Source organism: Pseudomonas sp. B21-010 (assembly GCF_024749325.1).
Classification (GTDB): domain Bacteria; phylum Pseudomonadota; class Gammaproteobacteria; order Pseudomonadales; family Pseudomonadaceae; genus Aquipseudomonas; species Aquipseudomonas kilonensis.
The window spans coordinates 960,770-979,614 of the sequence record NZ_CP087198.1 but is presented as its reverse complement, the minus strand read 5'-3'; the positions used below and the strand labels follow the sequence as shown (position 1 = coordinate 979,614).

Genomic DNA, 18,845 nt, shown 5'->3' with positions numbered 1-18,845 from the left:
GCGACATGCTTACTTTTTCTTGCGTACGTACAGCACAAGATTGTGATCGACCATCTCGAAGCCATACTTGTCGACGATTGCTTTCTGCAGCCGCTCGATTTCTTCGTCGAAGAATTCGATCACTTCACTGGTTTCGACGTTGACCATATGGTCGTGATGCTTGCCGTCGTCCAGCTCGAAGACCGCATGGCCTCCGTCGAAGTTGTGCCGCACCACCAAGCCAGCTGCCTCGAACTGGGTCAGAACACGGTAAACCGTGGCCAGACCGACGTCCTCACCAGCCTCCATAAGCGCCTTATAGACATCTTCAGCACTCATGTGGCGTTGCTCGGCGGAATCGAGCATTTGTAGAATCTTGACCCGTGGCAGGGTCACTTTGAGGCCGGCTTTGCGTAGTTCGCTATTTTCAACCATGGTCAGCTTTCTCGCGATGCTGCTTCGCAGCTTCTCTTAATGCGGGTATGATCGGCGTTTACGTTGTCCCAGCCAAGATAGTGGAAGTCGCCCACCGATGCAAAACACCAAGCTCTTGCTAACCAGTTTCACCTTTGTGGGACTGCTCGCACTCGCCGGTTGTTCATTCCCCGGGGTTTACAAAATCGACATCCAGCAGGGCAATGTCGTCACGCAGGACATGATAGACCAGTTGCGCCCGGGAATGACCCGCCGGCAAGTACGGTTTATCATGGGTAATCCCCTGCTGACCGACACGTTCCATGCCGATCGCTGGGATTACCTGTACAGCTTGCAGCCAGGCGGCGGTGAGCGCCAGCAGGAACGCATCAGCGTTATCTTTAGCCCCAACGACCAACTTGTCAGCCTGTCAGGCGATTTCATGCCTGGCGTGAGCCGTGACGAAGCCATCTTGGGCAAGGACAGCGACAACACCGTGACCGACCCGGCCCAGAAGGCCGAACAGCCGAAACCGGAAAAACCGGCCAAGCCAGGTTCGTTGCTGGACCAGATCCAGAAGGATGTGGACAAAGTCGAGACCGTACCAGTCCCGACGCCAGAGCCCCTGGACACCTCGCCGCAATAAATTGCGGCATAAAAAAACCCGGCATGCCGGGTTTTTTATTGCCTGCCATTCAAGCCAGGTTATTGCTCCGATTGGCGTGCCTGGGCTGCCTTGGCCGCGCGCAAGCGCCGAATTTCCTTCGGATCGGCCAACAACGGGCGATAAATCTCCAGTCGATCGGCCGCCTGCACCACCTGGTGCTCTGGATCGGCAACCAGCTTGCCAAAAATCCCCACTGGGCAAGTCGCCAGATCCAGCTCCGCAAACGCATCGGCAATACCCGATGCCGCCAGTGCGGCGCGAACACTCGCACCCTCCTGCACCGCGCAGGTGCGCAAGACCTGACGCTCCGCCGAGGCATACACCACTTCTATCTCAATCAACGCTTGAGCTCTGCATTCTGCTTGGCCCGCTGGCAGAACGCATCGACCAGGGTATTGGCGGCCTGATTGAACAGCGGCCCCAGCGTCGCCCGCACCAGAGGGCCGGCGTAGTCGAACGACAGATCCAGGCTGATCTTGCAGGCCTTTTCACCCAGCGGCTTGAACACCCAGACACCGTGGAGCTGGTTGAAAGGCCCTTCTTCCAGATTCATCTCGATGGACTGCCCCGGCACCAGCGTATTACGCGTGACGAAGCGCTGGCTCAAGCCACTCTTGGCAATGTTGAGGCTGGCGCGCATATGGGTTTCAGAGCTCTCCAGCACCTCGGCCGACGAGCACCACGGCAAGAACTCCGGATAGCTCGCCACATCGTTGACCAGGTCATACAGCGCCTGCGCCGGGTAGGGCAGCAAGGCCGAGCGTTGAATATGTGTCGTCATGTAAGCGTCACTTCCACAGCTGGGCGGCAAACACTACAAGAATGCCAATGGGCGCCACGTAGCGCATCAAGAACAGGCTCAAACCAAACAATACAGGGCTACGCAGCGACAATTCATCACGCACCGCTTCACGCCCCATGATCCATCCTGCAAACACTACGAAACACAAACCACCCAATGGCAGCATGATCCGCGAGGTGAAGAAATCAATCACGCCGAAGAAATCCAGCCCTCCGGTTGCGCCCCACTGGTAGAGATGGAACAGCCCGTCTTCGTTCACGAAAAACTTCGCCTGCTTCCATATATTGAAGGAGAACACCGTACCCAGGCCGACAAACCAGCAGGTGAAGGCCAACCAGAAGGTTACCCAGGCGCGGCTGAGTCGGGTCCGCTCAACCAGGTAAGCCACCATGGGCTCCAACAGGGAGATGGCCGAACTCCAGGCGGCGATGGCCACCAGGAGGAAAAACACCACGCCCATCACTTGGCCGAACGCCATGCTGCCGAAGGCAAAAGGCAGGCTGACAAACATCAGCCCCGGCCCCTCACTGGGGTTCAGGCCGGCAGCGAACACAATCGGAAACAATGCCACACCCGCCAGCAGCGACACGAAGGTGTCCAGCAGTGCGACACCGACAACGGTCCGGGTCAGGGAGGCATTCTTGGGCATGTAGGCGCCGTAGATCATGATCGAACCGACCCCGACGCTCAGGGAGAAAAACGCATGCCCCATGGCCGGCAGCAGGCCGTCCAGGACTTTCTCCGGCTGGAAGTCAAACATGAAATGCACGCCTTCCATGAAATGCCCGGTGGTCATGCTGTAGCCCAGCAGCACCAGGATCATCACGAACAGCAACGGCATCATGATCCGCAGGCTGCGCTCAAGCCCGGCCACCACGCCCCGGGCAATCACCACCGCCGAGAGCACCATGAAAATCGTGTGCCAGAGGGTCAGCCTCCAGGGATCGGCAATCACATTGCCGAAGTAGGCGCCCACCTGGTCAGGTGTCACACCCTGAAAATCCCCACGCCCCATGTCGATGATGTAGTCCAGCGACCAACCGCCGACCACGCTATAGAAAGACAGGATCAACAGCGCCGTGATCATCCCGGCGAAGGCGCCCCACGACCACTTGGGCGAGTGCCCCGCCGCCACTGCCAGCACCTTCAAGGCATTGGCCGGGCTTTGCCGGGCCCGACGACCGATCAGGGTTTCGGCCAGCATTACCGGTGCGCCGATCAGCGCAATGCACGCCAGGAACATCAGTACGAAGGCTCCGCCACCGTAGATGCCGACCATGTAGGGGAATTTCCAGATACTGCCCAACCCCACCGCAGAACCGGTTGCAGCGAATATAAAAACCCAGCGGCTAGCCCAACTGCCGTGGACAGAAACCTTGTCTGTCGACATCGTGATCACGCCCAAGCTTTAAAAAAAGAGGCCGCATTGTCCGGGATTCACTCAACGTGCTCAAGCACGCTGCTTCACCGTAGCCGACACGCACGCAACTGCCTATAATGCCGCCCCTATGGCTAAACAGAAGAAACACCCCACAGGGACCATCGCGCAAAATAAAAAGGCGCGACACGATTACTTCATCGAACAACGTTTCGAGGCTGGCATGGTCCTGGCCGGCTGGGAAGTAAAGAGCCTGCGTGCCGGCAAGGCGCAACTGGTCGACAGCTACGTGCTGCTCAAGGACGGCGAGGCCTGGCTGCTGGGCAGCCATTTCACGCCGCTGACCACCGCCAGCACCCACGTGATCGCCGACCCGACGCGCTCGCGCAAGCTGCTGCTCAACAAGCGCGAGCTGGAAAAGCTCTTCGCCTCTGTGCAACAGAAGGGCTACACCTGCGTCTGCACGTCGTTGTACTGGAGCAAGCACTTGATCAAGTGCGAAATTGCCCTGGGCAAAGGCAAGAAGGAATACGACAAGCGCGATACCGAGCGTGAACGCGATGCGGGCCGCGAGCTGCAGCGCGCGGTGCGCAACAAGGGCAAGGAAGACTGATTCTTTCGTCCTTGAGACCGCTATCGCGAGCAAGCTCGCTCCCACACCAGATCCCGGCAACACACAGACCCTGTGTTCACTGAAGATCCATGTGGGAACGAGCTTGCTCGCGATGGCGTCGACACATCCGGCAGTGACGTGTCAGACAGACCGCTATCGCAAGCAGGCTCGCTCCCACACCAGATCCCGGCAACACACAGACCCCGTGTTCACTGAAGATCCATGTGGGAGCGAGCTTGCTCGCGATGGCGTCGACACATCCGGCAGTGATGTGTCAGACAGACCGCTTTCGCAAGCAGGCTCGCTCCCACACCAGATCCCGGCAACACACAGACCCTGTGTTCACTGAAGATCCAATGTGGGAGCGAGCTTGCTCGCGATGGCGTCGACACATCCGGCAGTGACGTGTCAGACAGACCGCTATCGCGAGCAAGCTCGCTCCCACACCAGATCCCGGCAACACACAGACCCTGTGTTCACTGAAGATCCAATGTGGAAGCGAGCTTGCTCGCGATGGCGTCGACACATCCGGCAGTGATGTGTCAGACAGACCGCTTTCGCAAGCAGGCTCGCCCCCACACCAGATCCCGGCAACACACAGACCCCGTGTTCACTGAAGATCCAATGTGGGAGCGAGCTCGCTCGCGATGGCGTCGACACATCCGGCAGTGATGTGTCAGACAGACCGCTTTCGCGAGCAAGCTCGCTCCCACAAGGTTCGTGCGCTACATCCCTTTACGCCGCTCCGCCCGCGCCACGCGCTGCACTTCCTGACGCACCTCCTCCAGAACCTCCTGCACATACAAGATATGCCGGCTGGACACTTCCCGCGCCTGTTCGGCGTGTCCGTCCATTATGGCCTGGTACAACTCCCGGTGCTGGCTGATCAGCATGTCGCGGGTTTCACTGCGCTGCTTGTACATGCCGCCGATGTTGGTCACCACGTTGCGCTTGAGCAGGTCGAACAAGCCGCGAATCGTGTGCAGCAACACCGCGTTATGACTGGCCTCGGCAATCGCCAGGTGAAACCGGGCATCCGCCGCGCCCTCCTCCGCCCGGCTCACCTCGTCGTGGCGCGAGTAACAGTCCTGCAGTTCGTCGAATGCCGCCGTCAGCCGCTCGCGGTCCACATCCGTGGCCCGCTGGGCCGCGTAATAAGCACAGGACGCTTCCAGGGTGTGACGGAACTCCAGCAAGTCACGCTGCGCTTCGGGATTGCTTTCCAGAAGCTGCAGCAGCGGATCACTGAACGTCGAGCCCAGCGACTCCACCACATAGTTGCCGCCGCCCTGGCGACTGACCAACAAGCCTTTGGCCGCCAGCTTCTGGATCGCCTCGCGCAACGAAGGGCGTGACACACCGAACTGCTCAGCCAGGGTCCGTTCGGCCGGCAGCCGCTCACCGGACTTGAGCGTGCCCTCAAGGATCATGCCTTCAAGCCGCTCGACAATATCGTCAGACAAACGGCGCTGACGAATCTGATCAAACCCCATAACTCAATTCTCCACGATCCCGACCGCTCGCCGGGCTCTCTATTCTGGCCCATCCGGGCCTTGTCCACACCCATCAAAGCCGTTTTGCACCACCGGATCAGATGCGCTCTGCACCGCTTATTCGACGAAAGTTTCAGGGCGGCAAATTGACACATGACAACCAAGGCTTTTACCCTAGCCAACAGCGATTGTAAATTGGTATTACCAATTAACCAAACCCGCTGGCAGTGCCTGACCAACAACAATTAGGGGCCCACCCATCATGCAAACCTGGCAACAGCTCTACAGCCCGCTCGGCAGCCTCGGCTTGTCCGCGCTCGCGGCCGTCATTCCCATCGTATTTTTCTTCCTGGCCCTGGCGGTGTTTCGCCTCAAGGGGCATGTGGCCGGCAGCATCACCTTGGCCCTGGCGATTGCCGTGGCGATTTTCGCGTTCAATATGCCCGCCGACATGGCCTTCGCAGCCGCCGGCTATGGCTTTGCCTACGGCCTGTGGCCCATCGCCTGGATCATCGTCGCCGCCGTATTCCTCTACAAACTGACGGTCAAGAGCGGCCAGTTCGAGGTGATCCGCAGCTCGGTGCTGTCGATTACCGATGACCAACGCCTGCAAGTGCTGCTGATCGGCTTTTGCTTCGGCGCATTCCTGGAAGGTGCCGCCGGTTTCGGTGCTCCGGTGGCGATCACTGCCGCCCTGCTGGTCGGCCTGGGCTTCAACCCCCTGTACGCCGCGGGCCTGTGCCTGATCGCCAACACCGCCCCGGTCGCGTTCGGCGCGTTGGGCATTCCGATCATCGTGGCCGGTCAGGTCACCGGGATCGACGCCTTCAAGATCGGCGCCATGACCGGTCGCCAACTGCCCTTGCTGTCGTTGTTCGTGCCGTTCTGGCTGGTGTTCATGATGGACGGCCTGCGCGGCGTGCGGGAAACCTGGCCTGCTGCACTGGTGGCAGGCCTGAGCTTCGCCGTCACCCAGTACTTCACCTCCAACTTCATTGGCCCGGAACTGCCGGACATCACCTCCGCCCTGGCCAGCCTGATTTCCCTGACGCTGTTCCTGAAAGTCTGGCAGCCCAAGCGCACCGCTGGCGCCCAGATTGCCGGCGCCACCTCCAGCACCACGGTCACCGCCAGCGCCGGCGGTTTCGGCCAACCGCGCAGCACCGTGGCTTCGCCCTACAGCCTGGGAGAAATCATCAAGGCCTGGTCGCCGTTCCTGATCCTGACCGTATTGGTGACGATCTGGACCCTCAAGCCGTTCAAGGCGATGTTCGCCGCAGGTGGCTCGATGTACGGCTGGGTGTTCAACTTCGCCATCCCGCACCTGGACCAGATGGTGATCAAGGTCGCGCCCATCGTGATCAACCCCACTGCCATTCCGGCCGTGTTCAAGCTTGATCCGATTTCCGCCACCGGCACGGCGATTTTCTTCTCCGCATTGATCTCGATGCTGGTGCTGAAGATCAATGTAAAAACTGGTCTTACCACTTTTAAAGAGACACTTTTCGAGCTGCGCTGGCCGATCCTGTCCATCGGCATGGTGCTGGCATTCGCCTTCGTCACCAACTACTCGGGCATGTCGTCGACCATGGCCCTGGTGTTGGCCGGCACGGGCGCGGCGTTCCCGTTCTTCTCGCCGTTCCTGGGTTGGCTGGGTGTGTTCCTGACCGGTTCCGATACGTCGTCCAACGCGCTGTTCAGCTCGCTGCAAGCCACCACCGCGCACCAGCTCGGCGTCAACGACACCTTGCTTGTCGCGGCCAATACCAGCGGCGGCGTGACCGGCAAGATGATTTCGCCACAATCGATCGCGGTGGCCTGCGCGGCGACCGGGCTGGTGGGCAAGGAATCGGATCTGTTCCGTTTCACCCTCAAACACAGCCTATTCTTTGCAACGATTGTCGGCCTGATCACGTTGGCCCAGGCCTACTGGTTTACCGGCATGCTGGTTCATTAAGTCCTACACGCAGCACTGAAAAAACCGACGCCGAACCGTGATTCGGCGTCTGCTATTCACCACCGGGTCTGCAAGGCTGCTGAAAGATTTCCTGTCTATATTCAGCAGCCTCAGCGGACGGATAACCGGGACCACCCGGAGACACGCCTGATGAGCGAGCTTTTTTACAACGCCGTGCCGAACGCGACCCGTGTCGCCCCGCCATTGCCTGAGCCTCGGCAGTACCCCAGCGAGAAACCGCAAAGGGTCTACCTGTTCGGCACTTGCGTGGTGGACCTGTTCTATCCCGAAGCCGGGATGGATGCGATTCATCTGCTGGAGCGCGAAGGAATCCGGGTGGACTACCCGCAAGGGCAAAGCTGCTGCGGCCAACCGGCCTACACCTCGGGCTACACCGAGCAGGCGCGGACGGTGGCACGGGCGCAGTTGGCCCTGTTTGCCGAAGATTATCCGGTGGTCGTGCCCTCGGGCTCCTGCGCCGGCATGCTGCGCGAGCATTACGCCGATCTGTTCAAGGATGAGCCCGACACGCTCAAACAGGTCCAGGCCCTGGCGGCCCGGACCTATGAACTGGCTGAATTCCTGCTGTTCGTCTGCAAGGTGCAGTTGAACGACAGCGGCGAACCAGTGAAAGTCGCGCTGCATACGTCCTGCTCGGCACGGCGTGAAATGAACACCCACCTGCACGGCCGCGCGTTGTTGGCGCAGTTGCGCAATGTGGAACGAGTTGAACACAGCCACGAAAGTGAATGCTGTGGCTTTGGTGGGACGTTCAGCGTTCGCATGCCGGATATTTCCGGCGCGATGGTGGCCGACAAGACCCGAGCGCTGAAGGAGTCCGGCGCGCACAAGGTCATCAGTGCCGATTGTGGCTGCCTGATGAACATCAACGGCGCACTGGAAAAACAGCAGGAGGCGTTACGCGGCCAGCACCTGGCGAGCTTCCTCTGGCAGCGTAGCGGAGGTGTCGCATGAGCACGCCGACGCTGATTCCGACCGTTGAGGTGCAGGAAGATTTTCGCGCCCGAGCCCACAAGGCCCTGGACGACACGCAACTGCGAAACAACTTTCGCAGCGCGATGGATTCACTGATGACCAAGCGGGCAACGTCCTTCAGCGATGCCCACGAAAGAGAACACCTGCGCGTGCTGGGCAATGCCGTCCGCGCCCGTGCGTTATCGAAGCTGCCCGACCTGCTCGAGCAACTTGAAAGCAACCTGACCCGCAACGGTGTGAACGTGCACTGGGCGGAAACGGTGGACGAAGCCAACGGCATCGTCCTCTCGATCATCCGCGCTCACGAGGCGCGGCAAGTGATCAAGGGCAAATCGATGGTCAGCGAAGAGATGGAGATGAACCATTTCCTCGAGGCTCGGGACATTGAATGTCTTGAGTCCGACATGGGGGAATACATCGTCCAGCTCGACCACGAGAAGCCTTCACACATCATTATGCCGGCGATCCACAAGAATGCCGGTCAGGTCGCGTCCTTGTTCCACGACAAACTCGGCGTGGAGTACACCAAGGACGTTGACCAACTCATTCAGATCGGTCGCAAGGTATTGCGGCAGAAATTCTTCGAGGCCGACATCGGCGTCTCCGGCGTCAACTTCGCCGTCGCTGAAACCGGCACGCTGCTGCTGGTGGAAAACGAAGGCAACGGGCGGATGTCCACCACCGTGCCGCCGGTGCACATTGCCGTGACCGGCATCGAAAAAGTCGTCGAGAACCTGCGCGACGTCGTGCCGCTGCTGTCGCTGCTGACCCGCTCGGCCCTCGGCCAGCCCATCACCACCTACGTCAACATGATCTCCGGCCCGCGCAAGGCTGACGAATTGGACGGCCCCCAGGAAGTCCACCTGGTCCTGCTCGACAACGGTCGCAGCCAGGCGTTTGCCGACAGCGAACTGCGCCAGACACTGAACTGCATTCGCTGCGGCGCCTGTATGAATCATTGCCCGGTCTATACCCGAATCGGCGGTCATGCCTACGGCGAGGTTTACCCTGGGCCTATCGGAAAAATCATCACGCCGCACATGGTCGGCCTGGCCAAGGTGCCGGACCACCCGAGCGCCTCTTCGCTATGCGGTGCCTGCGGTGAAGTGTGTCCGGTGAAGATTCCGATCCCGGCTTTGCTGCGGCGGCTGCGGGAAGAAAACGTCAAGGCGCCGGACAGCCCCCATCAGGTGATGCGCGGCCAGGGCAGCAAATATTCGCCCAAGGAACGCTTCATCTGGAATGCCTGGGCTCGGCTCAACAGTTCGCCACGGTTGTATCGGCTGTTCGGGTTCCTCGCCACGCGCCTGCGCGCCCTGACGCCCAACAACATCGGCCCATGGACCCAGAACCACAGCGCCCCCAAACCCGCCGCCCGCTCATTGCATGACCTGGCTCGCGAACACCTGAACCAGCAGGGAGACCGCCGATGAGCGCCAAGGACAATATCCTCGCCAAGCTGCGTAAAAGCCTGACCGGCGCCACGCCCGTTGCCGACAACTTCGACGTCGAGCTAGTGACGCAGACCTACCGCTATGCGCCCGAGGAACGCATCCCGCAACTGCGCAAATTGATGGAAGCGGTGCACACCGAAATCCACCTGACGTCCGATGAAGGCTGGCCGGCCCTGCTCGCGCAATTGCTGCGCGACCGTCAATTGCCGAGCCTGCTCATCGCCCCGACCACCGCGCACGGGCAAAAAATCACACAGTTCTGGGCGAACCATCCGGACCTGCCAACCCTCAAGGCCTACGACCGCCCAGTAGAAGAGTGGAAAGCCGAGTTGTTCAACGACACCCCCGCCAGCCTCACCGGGACCCTCGGCGCCATCGCCGCCACCGGCAGCCTGATTCTCTGGCCAACCCGTGAAGAACCACGGCTGATGAGCCTGGTGCCACCGGTGCATTTCGCCCTGCTCAAGGCCAGCGAGATCCGTGACAACTTCTATGAAGTGCAGCAGGAATTCGAGTGGGCCCAAGGCATGCCCACCAACGCCCTGCTGGTATCGGGCCCGTCGAAAACCGCCGACATCGAGCAAATCCTGGCCTATGGCGCCCATGGCCCGAAGGATCTGGTGGTTTTGATTCTGGAGGACCAATGACCCTTCCGGCCTCTTTCCTACACGACGTTCAACAACTGATCCCGCAGAAACGCCGTTTCGACGATCCGCTGTCGACCTTGGCCTTCGGCACCGACGCCAGTTTCTATCGGCTGATTCCGAAACTGGTGGTACGCGTCGAATCCGAAGATGAAGTGATTGCCCTGCTGAAACTGGCCCAGCGCGACCAGGTTCCAGTCACGTTCCGCGCCGCCGGCACCAGCCTGTCCGGGCAAGCCATCAGCGACTCGGTGCTGATTGTGCTGGGGGATAACTGGAACGGGCGCGAGATTCGTGAACAGGGCATGCAGATCCGTTTGCAGCCCGGCGTGATCGGCGCCCAGGCCAACGCCTGGCTGGCGCCGTTCGGGCGCAAGATCGGCCCAGATCCGGCGTCGATCAACGCCTGCAAAATCGGCGGCATCGTTGCCAACAACGCCAGCGGCATGTGCTGCGGCACGGCGCAGAACACCTATCACACCCTGGCCGGCATCCGCCTGGTGCTGGCCGACGGCACGCGCCTGGACACTGAAGACGACAGCAGCGTGGCGGCTTTTCGTACGAGCCATGGCGAACTGCTGGGACGCCTGGCGACTCTGGGCCGCGAGACCCGCGCCAACACTGAACTGGCTGCGCGAATCCGGCATAAATACCGTCTGAAAAATACCACTGGCCTGTCACTCAATGCCCTGGTGGATTTTGACGAGCCTGTGGATATCTTGAGCCACCTGCTGGTCGGCTCCGAAGGCACCCTCGGTTTCATCAGCGCGGTGACCTACAACACCGTTATCGACCACCCGAACAAAGCCTCGGCCCTGATCGTCTTCCCCGATGTGGAGACCTGCTGCAACGCCGTCACCGTGCTGAAAAGCCAACCAGTCTCGGCCGTGGAGCTGCTTGACCGCCGCAGCCTGCGCTCGGTGCAGGACAAACCGGGCATGCCGGATTTCGTACAGCATCTGTCGATCAATGCCTGCGCCTTGCTCATCGAATCCCGCGCCGCTTCCTCGTCTTTACTGCAAGAACAACTGGCCCGGATCATGGCCTCGCTGGCCGGCTTCCCAGTGGAAAAACAGGTCGACTTTACCGAAGACCCACGGGAAAACGCCCGGCTCTGGGCGATCCGCAAAGACACCTTCCCGGCCGTGGGTGCGGTACGCAAAACCGGGACCACGGTGATCATCGAAGACGTGACCTTTCCGGTGGAACAACTGGCCATTGGCGTGAACCGCCTGATCGAGCTGTTCGACAAACATCACTACGACGAAGCGATCCTTTTCGGACACGCGCTGGAAGGCAATCTGCACTTCGTCTTCACCCAAGGCTTCAACAACCCTGAAGAAGTCGCACGCTACCAGGCGTTCATGGATGACGTGGCGCAGTTGGTGGCAGTGGAATTCGGCGGCTCGCTGAAAGCCGAACACGGCACCGGGCGCAACATGGCGCCGTTCGTCGAGCTGGAATGGGGCAGTGATGCCTATCAGTTGATGTGGCAGCTCAAACGCCTGCTCGACCCCAACGGCATCCTCAACCCGGACGTGGTGCTCAGCGAAGACCCGCAAATCCACCTCAAGCACCTTAAACCGCTGCCGGCCGCCGATGAGATTGTGGATAAGTGCATCGAGTGCGGTTTCTGCGAGCCGGTGTGCCCGTCCAAGGACCTGACCTTGAGCCCGCGCCAGCGCATCGTGATCTGGCGGGATATCCAAGCCAAAAAACGCGTCGGCACGGACACCACCGAACTGGAACGTGCCTACCAATACCAGGGCATCGATACCTGCGCCGCCACGGGCCTGTGTGCACAACGTTGCCCGGTAGGCATCAATACCGGCGAGCTGGTGAAAAAACTGCGCAGCCGTGACGCAACGAAGACGAAAACCGCCAACTGGATTGAAGGAAATTTCGCCACCACATTGCAAGGCGCACGCTTCGCCCTGCACGTCGCCAACGGTGCGCGCATGCTGCTGGGCGCCCCCCGCCTAGCGAAACTGTCGGCCTCATTGACGCGCCTGTCCAAGGACCAGGTCCCACAGTGGACCAACGCCATGCCCCAGCCGGAAAAGGCGATCCGTTTCAGCCCCGCCGTGTCGGACGAACGTCCGAGAGTCGTGTACCTGGCGGCGTGCGTGTCGCGGGTCATGGGCCCGGCGGCACCGGACAAGGAGCAGATGTCGCTGTACGACAAGACCCGCGGCCTGCTGGAAAAGGCCGGTTATCAGGTGGTCTTTCCAGACAACGTGGACAGCCTCTGCTGCGGCCAACCCTTTGCGTCCAAAGGCTACACGGAACAGGCCGAGCACAAGCGCCAGGAACTGATCGGCGCCTTGCTGCACGCCAGTCGCGGCGGGCTCGACCCTATCTACTGTGACACCAGCCCCTGCACATTGCGGCTGGTCCAGGACCTTGGCGACGTGCGCCTGGATCTGTATGACCCAGTGCGCTTCATCCGTACCCACTTGATGGATCGTCTCGACTTCATTCCCCAGGAGGCGCCCATCGCGGTGCATGTCACGTGCAGCACGCAGCACCTTGGCGAAGGCCAGGCGTTGATCGAACTGGCGCGCCAGTGCAGTAAAAACGTGGTCATCCCGGAAGGCATCCATTGTTGCGGTTTCGCCGGCGACAAGGGCTTCTCCACACCAGAGCTGAACGCCCACTCGCTGCGCTCACTGAAGGACGCGGTACAGCATTGCAGCGAAGGGATTTCCACCAGCCGCACCTGTGAGATCGGTCTTACACAACACGGCGCAATTGACTACCACGGGCTGGTCTACCTGGTTGATCGAGTGACCCAGGCCAGGGCGACCTGAAGAAAAATAGAACCCTGGCGCACCGGCACAGTCCACTGATCAAGTCCCGCAAACGCGGGACCTTCCAAAAACTGGTAGCCGTCCTGATGGCCAGCGATGCCTGGGCCCTCAGTTCAAGGAGAGACACATGAAACGCTCTGTACTGCTAGGCCTGTTCGTCACTGCCTCCATGCTGGCGTCGTCTTCGTTTGCCGCCGATCTCTGTGATACCAACCTGAAAACCATCGAGAACGCGAAGACCCAGTATCAGGGCTCGGATATAGAAGCTAAAGTCGAGGCCAGCATCCAGCAAGCCAAGGCCCATCAAGCCATGAACACCAAGGAAGGCACCGAGAAATGCATCTCCGAGACCACCCAGACCATCCAGGAGATCCAGAAGGTCAGCAAAGACGGCAAAAGCTCCTGACCGCTGAGGGCCAACCTTCGGGTTGGCCTCAGTCACGGATTGGCGTACACTGCAGATGCTTGCCGCTTCAGCAGATCCACGAAGCGTCAGGCTCGGGGCCGTTTAGGATTCGACGCCGGTTGCGAAACTTTAGGTGCATGCCGAGTTGGTAACAGAACTCGTAAATCCACTGTTGCAACTTCTATAGTTGCCAATGACGAAAACTACGGCCAGGAATTCGCTATCGCTGCGTAAGCAGCCTTAGACCTGAGCTTCTGGTACCTTCGGGTCCAGCAATCATTAGGGGATGTCCGTAAACCCAAAGTGATTGTCATATAGAACGGAATCGCCGTGCAGTACGTTGTGGACGAATCGGCTAAAACTTACACAACTCGCCCAAAGCACCCTGCCCGTCGGGTCGCTGAGGGTTAACTTAATAGACACGGCTACGCATGTAGTACCGACAGCGGAGTACTGGCGGACGGGGGTTCAAATCCCCCCGGCTCCACCATTTGATCATCTAAAGACGTCCACGGACGTCTTTTTTTGTGCCTGAAAGCCAGTAAACACGCGGCTTCCAGCGCTTTTGCGGTCTTCTGAGATTTTTTGAGTTCCAGCCATTCGGGTATTCCAGACGGTATTCCAGTCCGTCCGGTGCTAATCTTTGGAATACCGAATTAGTGCCTGAGGACAATCTCATGCCTGCTCAAAACCTCCGCCTCTCCGATCGACAGCTCAAGGGAGTCAAACCGGCGTCCAAGGATTACGTCCTCACAGACGGTGACGGTTTGCAGCTCCGCGTACGCAGCAACGGCTCGTTGCTGTGGAATTTCAACTACCGAGAACCAGTGACCAAAAAGCGCATCAACATCGGCTTCGGGACCTACCCCGAACTGTCGTTGGCGAACGCACGAAAGATGGCAGTCGATGCGCGCGAGCTACTCGCCCAGAGCATTGATCCGAAGGTGCAGCGCAATACGCTGAATGAAGCCAAGCGCGCAGAAACGGAACACACCTTCGAGAACGTGGCCACCGCCTGGTTCGAGCTCAAGAAAGACTCGGTCACCCCGGCCTACGCCGAGGACATCTGGCGGTCGCTCACACTGCACGTGTTCCCCGATTTGAAGACGACACCACTGACGAAAATCACCGCGCCTATGGTGATTGGATTGCTTCGTCCGATTGAAGCGAAAGGCAGCCTGGAGACGGTCAAGCGTCTCAGCCAGCGGCTAAACGAGATCATGACCTATGGCGTAAACTCCGGCCTGATCTTCGCCAACCCGCTCAGTGGGATCAGGGCAGTATTCAAGAAGCCCAAGAAAGAGAATATGGCTGCGCTTCCGCCCGAAGAGCTCCCCGAGCTCATGCTGGAGATCGCCAACGCCAGTATCAAACGCACGACCCGTTGCCTGATCGAATGGCAGCTGCACACGATGACTCGCCCCGCCGAGGCGGCGACCACTCGCTGGGCAGACATCGACTTTGAAAGGCGTGTCTGGACTATCCCCGCGGAGCGAATGAAGAAGCGCCGCCCACATAGCATCCCGTTGAGCGATCACGCTGTCGCACTGTTGGAGTCAATGAAGACCCACAGCGGCCATCGCGAATACGTCTTCCCGGCAGACAGAAATCCGCGCACCCACGCCAATAGCCAGACCGCCAACATGGCGTTGAAACGCATGGGCTTCCAGGATCGCTTGGTCAGCCACGGCATGCGCTCGATGGCCAGCACCATCTTGAATGAACATGGCTGGGACCCTGAACTCATTGAGGTCGCACTGGCGCATGTCGACAAGGATGAGGTGCGCAGCGCCTACAACCGAGCCGACTACATCGAACGCCGACGACCGATGATGGCCTGGTGGAGTGAGTACATCCAGAAAGCCGCCACCGGCAGTCTGCTCGCCTCTGCATACGGCCAAGTCAGAGACAAGAACGTGGTGCCGATCCGCTAGCTCCGTACAGCGCAAGAATGGCAGCAGCAACATTTGAGCGCTCAAGATTCGGGGCAGGCAGCCTCGCTTATCCGCTTTTGAACACGGGTCCATCCAAACAGGGCTGCAAAGCCGCCCTGTTTGGATGGACCTCACTTTGAAAAGCTAAAAGCCACGACGTTGTCCGGGATTTACCACGGAATTCCACCAATGGATAACCGCTTTTCACGTCCCCAAGAGCGCTGAATTTCGTCCCTTGACCGGGTTTACCCACAGGCGTAGAACTGGCCGTGCAAACGCTGTCGATGACAGCACCCCAGGTGATCCGAACCTTAAAGGTCACGCCGCTCTCGCGGTGGTTCTCCCCAAGGGCGATTCGCATTCGGCAGCTCGCCCGGTCACTACCCATGTGATGGATGCTCTTACACATATAGCGCTCGTGCGCCAGATACACCGTACCTCGCTGCCCTGCAGCAACCTATCCGCTTGGCCGAATATTGCGCCAACCTGTGCCCGTCTCTTTCGCCTGGAAAGAGACGGGCACTTCTACCACTGCTGCAGCCCCGATCGCACAAGGCTTTGCGGCATTCCCCCTCGTGACAATCGGCGTGACAAACGCCGATGTCACCAGCAACAGCCATCTAGATGATGGTGCCGCAGACCAAGGAATGGACTGCACCTGACTGACAGTCAGGCATGCCCCGGTCATCGCATTGCTGCTTGCACCTGCCTCAGGATCTTCAGGCGCTGGTCTCGTCAGCCAGTGCTGCCTCCACCCGCCCACCGGTAACGGTGTTCAGGAGGCCAGATCATTGAGATGCCCTTGCTCCCGGACGTAAGGAGCCGCCAGTCCCGCGTTAGAGGACATCCCCACAGGTCGCAGGGGCCTTGATCCCTGATAACACTCAGCATTCTTGGCGGGATGACGTGGGGCGAGGACTGGAGAGCAAGAGATGAGGTGACCGGTATGGCATTGGTGGGTAGACGCGATGGCCGCAATTTCGGCTACGGCAGACAATTGAGTTACGCAGGGCCGCAGGCGCTGAAAGACATGTTCGGCGGTGGCCACTACGGCACGGTCAAGGCGCACTGTGATCGCTGGCAGGCATTCGTGAAGTGGTGCCGCTCCGAACAGGGGCCCGGTATCAATGATGCGCGGCAGATTGATTGGAAAGTGTTGGCCGGCTATGCGGCATATCTGCGCGACGTGGTTAGGCGCGGTGAACTTGCTGTCAGCACCGCACAAAACCGGCTATCTAGCGTTAACAGGACCATGGCGGCGCTTCGCGGTGATCAGTGCGTGAAATTGCCAAGTCCGAGCAAGGCGTTGGGTATGCAGCGCACTGGGGTTCGACATTCATTACCCCAAGGTCAAGACCGCGAACAGGTTAAGCAGATCGTCGATGCGCTTTGCAGCCAACATCAGCTACGGGCCGCCGCGATTGTTCTGTTGGCGCGAGCCACCGGCATGCGCTTGCGTGAGGCCATTTTGGCTGACCTGCCGCGGCTAAACCGTGAGGCTAACGAGCTAGGCAGGATTAACATTCAGGATGGTACCAAAGGCGGCCGCGCCGGTGCCTCGGCGCCACGTTGGATTGCGGTGGACGACCATGTTCGAGGTGCACTTGGGTTTGCACGGCAGGTGTCACCTGCGGGTAGCCGCAACCTGATTGCACCAAACGAACGTTACCTGGAGGTTCTGCAGGAGTTCGTCCGACCTGCGCGGGACATCCTCCATGGGCACAGCCTCAAAGGCTTCCATGAGCTACGAGCGGCGTACGCATGTGAGCGCTACGAGCAGATAACCCAATACCCCGCGCCAATCAATGGCGGCCAATGTTGCCAGGTAGACAGGAATCTTGATCGTGAGGCCCGAAGGCAAATCAGCTATGAACTGGGGCACGGCCGGATCGACGTGGTCGCTGCCTACATTGGAGGGTGCGCATGAGCAAGTCATTCGACATGGAGCTGTTCTTGTCTGCGGTGTTGACGGGCTCGCACGCAACTCGACAACGCCATGTACGACAGGCGAAAATCATCCAGGCTGAGATTGCAGAGCGCTGGCAGCGAGAAACGCCTTGGACTTGGCAGAGGAAACATGTGATTTGGTTCCTCGAAAAGCGTCTAGCCCGGCGCAGCAATGCAACGCGGTACTACTACCTCCTCACCCTGCGACTGCTCGCTCGTCGCTTAGAAAAGTCTTGGGTGTGAATATGGTAGGCAGCGCGTTGAGATCAGCAATTTGGCTCAATAAGACAAAGCGCAGTCGCTGAGCTGCTACGTTAGACTAAGCCTCTAATCAGGAATAGAAAGAGCCATGGCAGTCCCGACCTACGACCAGTTCATAGAGCCCATCCTACGTTTTCTCGCCACACATCCTGACGGGTCCACCGCGAGCGAGGCTCACGAAGCCGCCGCCATGTCTCTTGGCCTAAGCGAGTCACAGCGGCAGGAGACCATCGCAAGTGGCCAGGCCACCTACAAGAATCGATCAGGCTGGGCGCATGATCGGCTAAAGCGTGCTGGCTACTCCAGCAGCGCCAAGCGTGGCTACTGGCAGCTGACCGACACCGGCCGCGCATTCGCTCAGGCAAACCCGACGCCGTTGAGCCCAGAGCAAGTCGAGCACCTAGCTGTGAACTTTATGAGCGTGAAGCTGAAGACAGCACCGGACGCCGCCTCGCTTGATGAAAGCAGCGACACGTCAGAGCCTATTGCCAAGACCGACCTCGCCACTAGCAGCCCGCAGGAGCGCCTAAACCAAGCCATACTCGAGCTGCGCACCAGCGTCGCGGGAGACCTGCTGGACAATTTGCTGCAAGCCAGCCCTACGCGCTTCGAGCACATCGTACTCGACGTACTGCACAGCCTGGGCTATGGCGCGAACCGGCAGGCTCTGCAACAAGTCGGCGGCAGTGGCGACGGTGGCATCGACGGCGTCATCTCGCTGGACGCACTGGGGCTGGAAAAGGTCTACGTGCAGGCCAAGCGCTGGCAGAACACCGTTGGGCGTCCCGACCTGCAAGCGTTTTATGGCGCCCTGGCCGGGCAGAAAGCCAAACGCGGTGTATTCATTACCACCTCAGGCTTCACCGCCCAGGCCGTTGACTTCGCGCACTCGGTCGAGGGGCTGGTACTGGTCGACGGTAAACGCTTGGTAAACTTGATGCTCGACCACGAGGTGGGGGTCAGCTCGCAGCTTTACAAAGTGCCCAGGTTCGATAGCGATTACTTCGACGAATCGCTCGGCTAAGCCGACGCTCGACAGCCCAAATCCATTGTAAGCACTTCATAGACCCCGTCACATGAAAATCAAAAG

At 59.7% G+C, this 18,845-nt stretch carries 17 protein-coding genes and 1 other RNA gene; 13 read left to right on the top strand and 5 right to left on the bottom strand.

Annotated elements, in window-relative coordinates; all coding sequences use genetic code 11:
* Positions 1–9 precede the first annotated feature (9 nt).
* Positions 10–414 (bottom strand): ferric iron uptake transcriptional regulator, encoded by a 405-nt coding sequence (gene fur, locus LOY50_RS04115; RefSeq protein WP_003197684.1) that lies wholly within the window; start codon positions 412–414, stop codon positions 10–12.
* Positions 415–511: 97 nt separating this feature from the next.
* Here fur and LOY50_RS04110 point away from each other — a divergent pair, with 97 nt between their 5' ends.
* Entirely contained in the window at positions 512–1,039 is a 528-nt protein-coding gene (locus LOY50_RS04110) for an outer membrane protein assembly factor BamE (protein ID WP_214512212.1), read from the top strand.
* Positions 1,040–1,098: 59 nt separating this feature from the next.
* Here LOY50_RS04110 and LOY50_RS04105 read toward each other — a convergent pair whose 3' ends face one another.
* From LOY50_RS04105 to LOY50_RS04095, 3 genes are read right to left on the bottom strand one after another with little or no spacing between them, the layout of a single operon-like run.
* Positions 1,099–1,401 (bottom strand): RnfH family protein, encoded by a 303-nt coding sequence (locus LOY50_RS04105; protein WP_214512211.1) that lies wholly within the window; start codon positions 1,399–1,401, stop codon positions 1,099–1,101.
* Positions 1,398–1,841, bottom strand: a complete 444-nt coding sequence (locus LOY50_RS04100; protein ID WP_024617726.1) for a type II toxin-antitoxin system RatA family toxin — start codon at positions 1,839–1,841, stop codon at positions 1,398–1,400. Before LOY50_RS04100 ends, LOY50_RS04105 begins: the two co-directional genes overlap by 4 nt.
* Positions 1,842–1,848: 7 nt before the next feature.
* A complete protein-coding gene (locus LOY50_RS04095) occupies positions 1,849–3,252 on the bottom strand; it encodes a sodium-dependent transporter (protein WP_253471548.1) in 1,404 nt (467 codons plus the stop codon).
* A 118-nt stretch (positions 3,253–3,370) separates the two neighbouring features.
* Between LOY50_RS04095 and smpB the strand changes: the two genes are divergently transcribed.
* Positions 3,371–3,853, top strand: coding sequence for an SsrA-binding protein SmpB (gene smpB, locus LOY50_RS04090; RefSeq protein WP_003197663.1), 483 nt, complete (start codon positions 3,371–3,373; stop codon positions 3,851–3,853).
* Positions 3,854–4,578: 725 nt separating this feature from the next.
* On the opposite strand, the gene LOY50_RS04085 is transcribed toward smpB, so the two are convergent.
* Positions 4,579–5,346 carry an FCD domain-containing protein gene (locus LOY50_RS04085; RefSeq protein WP_072411334.1) on the bottom strand — a complete coding sequence of 256 codons (768 nt, stop codon included), beginning with the start codon at positions 5,344–5,346 and terminating at the stop codon, positions 4,579–4,581.
* A 262-nt stretch (positions 5,347–5,608) separates the two neighbouring features.
* Between LOY50_RS04085 and LOY50_RS04080 the strand changes: the two genes are divergently transcribed.
* From LOY50_RS04080 to LOY50_RS04030, 11 genes are all read left to right on the top strand, one after another.
* Positions 5,609–7,303 carry a lactate permease LctP family transporter gene (locus LOY50_RS04080; RefSeq protein ID WP_258690358.1) on the top strand — a complete coding sequence of 565 codons (1,695 nt, stop codon included), beginning with the start codon at positions 5,609–5,611 and terminating at the stop codon, positions 7,301–7,303.
* Positions 7,304–7,453: 150 nt separating this feature from the next.
* Positions 7,454–8,278: a (Fe-S)-binding protein gene (locus LOY50_RS04075; protein WP_063322994.1), complete on the top strand. Its 825-nt coding sequence runs from the start codon at positions 7,454–7,456 to the stop codon at positions 8,276–8,278.
* Positions 8,275–9,732, top strand: coding sequence for a LutB/LldF family L-lactate oxidation iron-sulfur protein (locus tag LOY50_RS04070; RefSeq protein ID WP_214512207.1), 1,458 nt, complete (start codon positions 8,275–8,277; stop codon positions 9,730–9,732). Before LOY50_RS04075 ends, LOY50_RS04070 begins: the two co-directional genes overlap by 4 nt.
* Positions 9,729–10,400 (top strand): lactate utilization protein, encoded by a 672-nt coding sequence (locus LOY50_RS04065; protein WP_258690357.1) that lies wholly within the window; start codon positions 9,729–9,731, stop codon positions 10,398–10,400. The genes LOY50_RS04070 and LOY50_RS04065 overlap by 4 nt, the downstream gene beginning before the upstream one ends.
* Entirely contained in the window at positions 10,397–13,207 is a 2,811-nt protein-coding gene (locus LOY50_RS04060; RefSeq protein ID WP_258690356.1) for an FAD-binding and (Fe-S)-binding domain-containing protein, read from the top strand. Before LOY50_RS04065 ends, LOY50_RS04060 begins: the two co-directional genes overlap by 4 nt.
* A gap of 127 nt (positions 13,208–13,334) precedes the next feature.
* Positions 13,335–13,613 carry a hypothetical protein gene (locus LOY50_RS04055; protein ID WP_253471540.1) on the top strand — a complete coding sequence of 93 codons (279 nt, stop codon included), beginning with the start codon at positions 13,335–13,337 and terminating at the stop codon, positions 13,611–13,613.
* Between the two features lie 94 nt (positions 13,614–13,707).
* Positions 13,708–14,103, top strand: a transfer-messenger RNA (tmRNA) gene (gene ssrA / locus LOY50_RS04050).
* Positions 14,104–14,290: 187 nt separating this feature from the next.
* Positions 14,291–15,547: an integrase domain-containing protein gene (locus LOY50_RS04045; RefSeq protein ID WP_258690355.1), complete on the top strand. Its 1,257-nt coding sequence runs from the start codon at positions 14,291–14,293 to the stop codon at positions 15,545–15,547.
* A gap of 946 nt (positions 15,548–16,493) precedes the next feature.
* Complete coding sequence (locus tag LOY50_RS04040; RefSeq protein ID WP_258690354.1) at positions 16,494–17,474, top strand: integrase domain-containing protein; 981 nt, start codon at positions 16,494–16,496, stop codon at positions 17,472–17,474.
* Positions 17,471–17,737 carry a hypothetical protein gene (locus tag LOY50_RS04035; RefSeq protein ID WP_103308917.1) on the top strand — a complete coding sequence of 89 codons (267 nt, stop codon included), beginning with the start codon at positions 17,471–17,473 and terminating at the stop codon, positions 17,735–17,737. The genes LOY50_RS04040 and LOY50_RS04035 overlap by 4 nt, the downstream gene beginning before the upstream one ends.
* A gap of 106 nt (positions 17,738–17,843) precedes the next feature.
* Positions 17,844–18,779: a restriction endonuclease gene (locus LOY50_RS04030; protein WP_258690353.1), complete on the top strand. Its 936-nt coding sequence runs from the start codon at positions 17,844–17,846 to the stop codon at positions 18,777–18,779.
* The last annotated feature ends 66 nt before the right edge of the window (positions 18,780–18,845 follow it).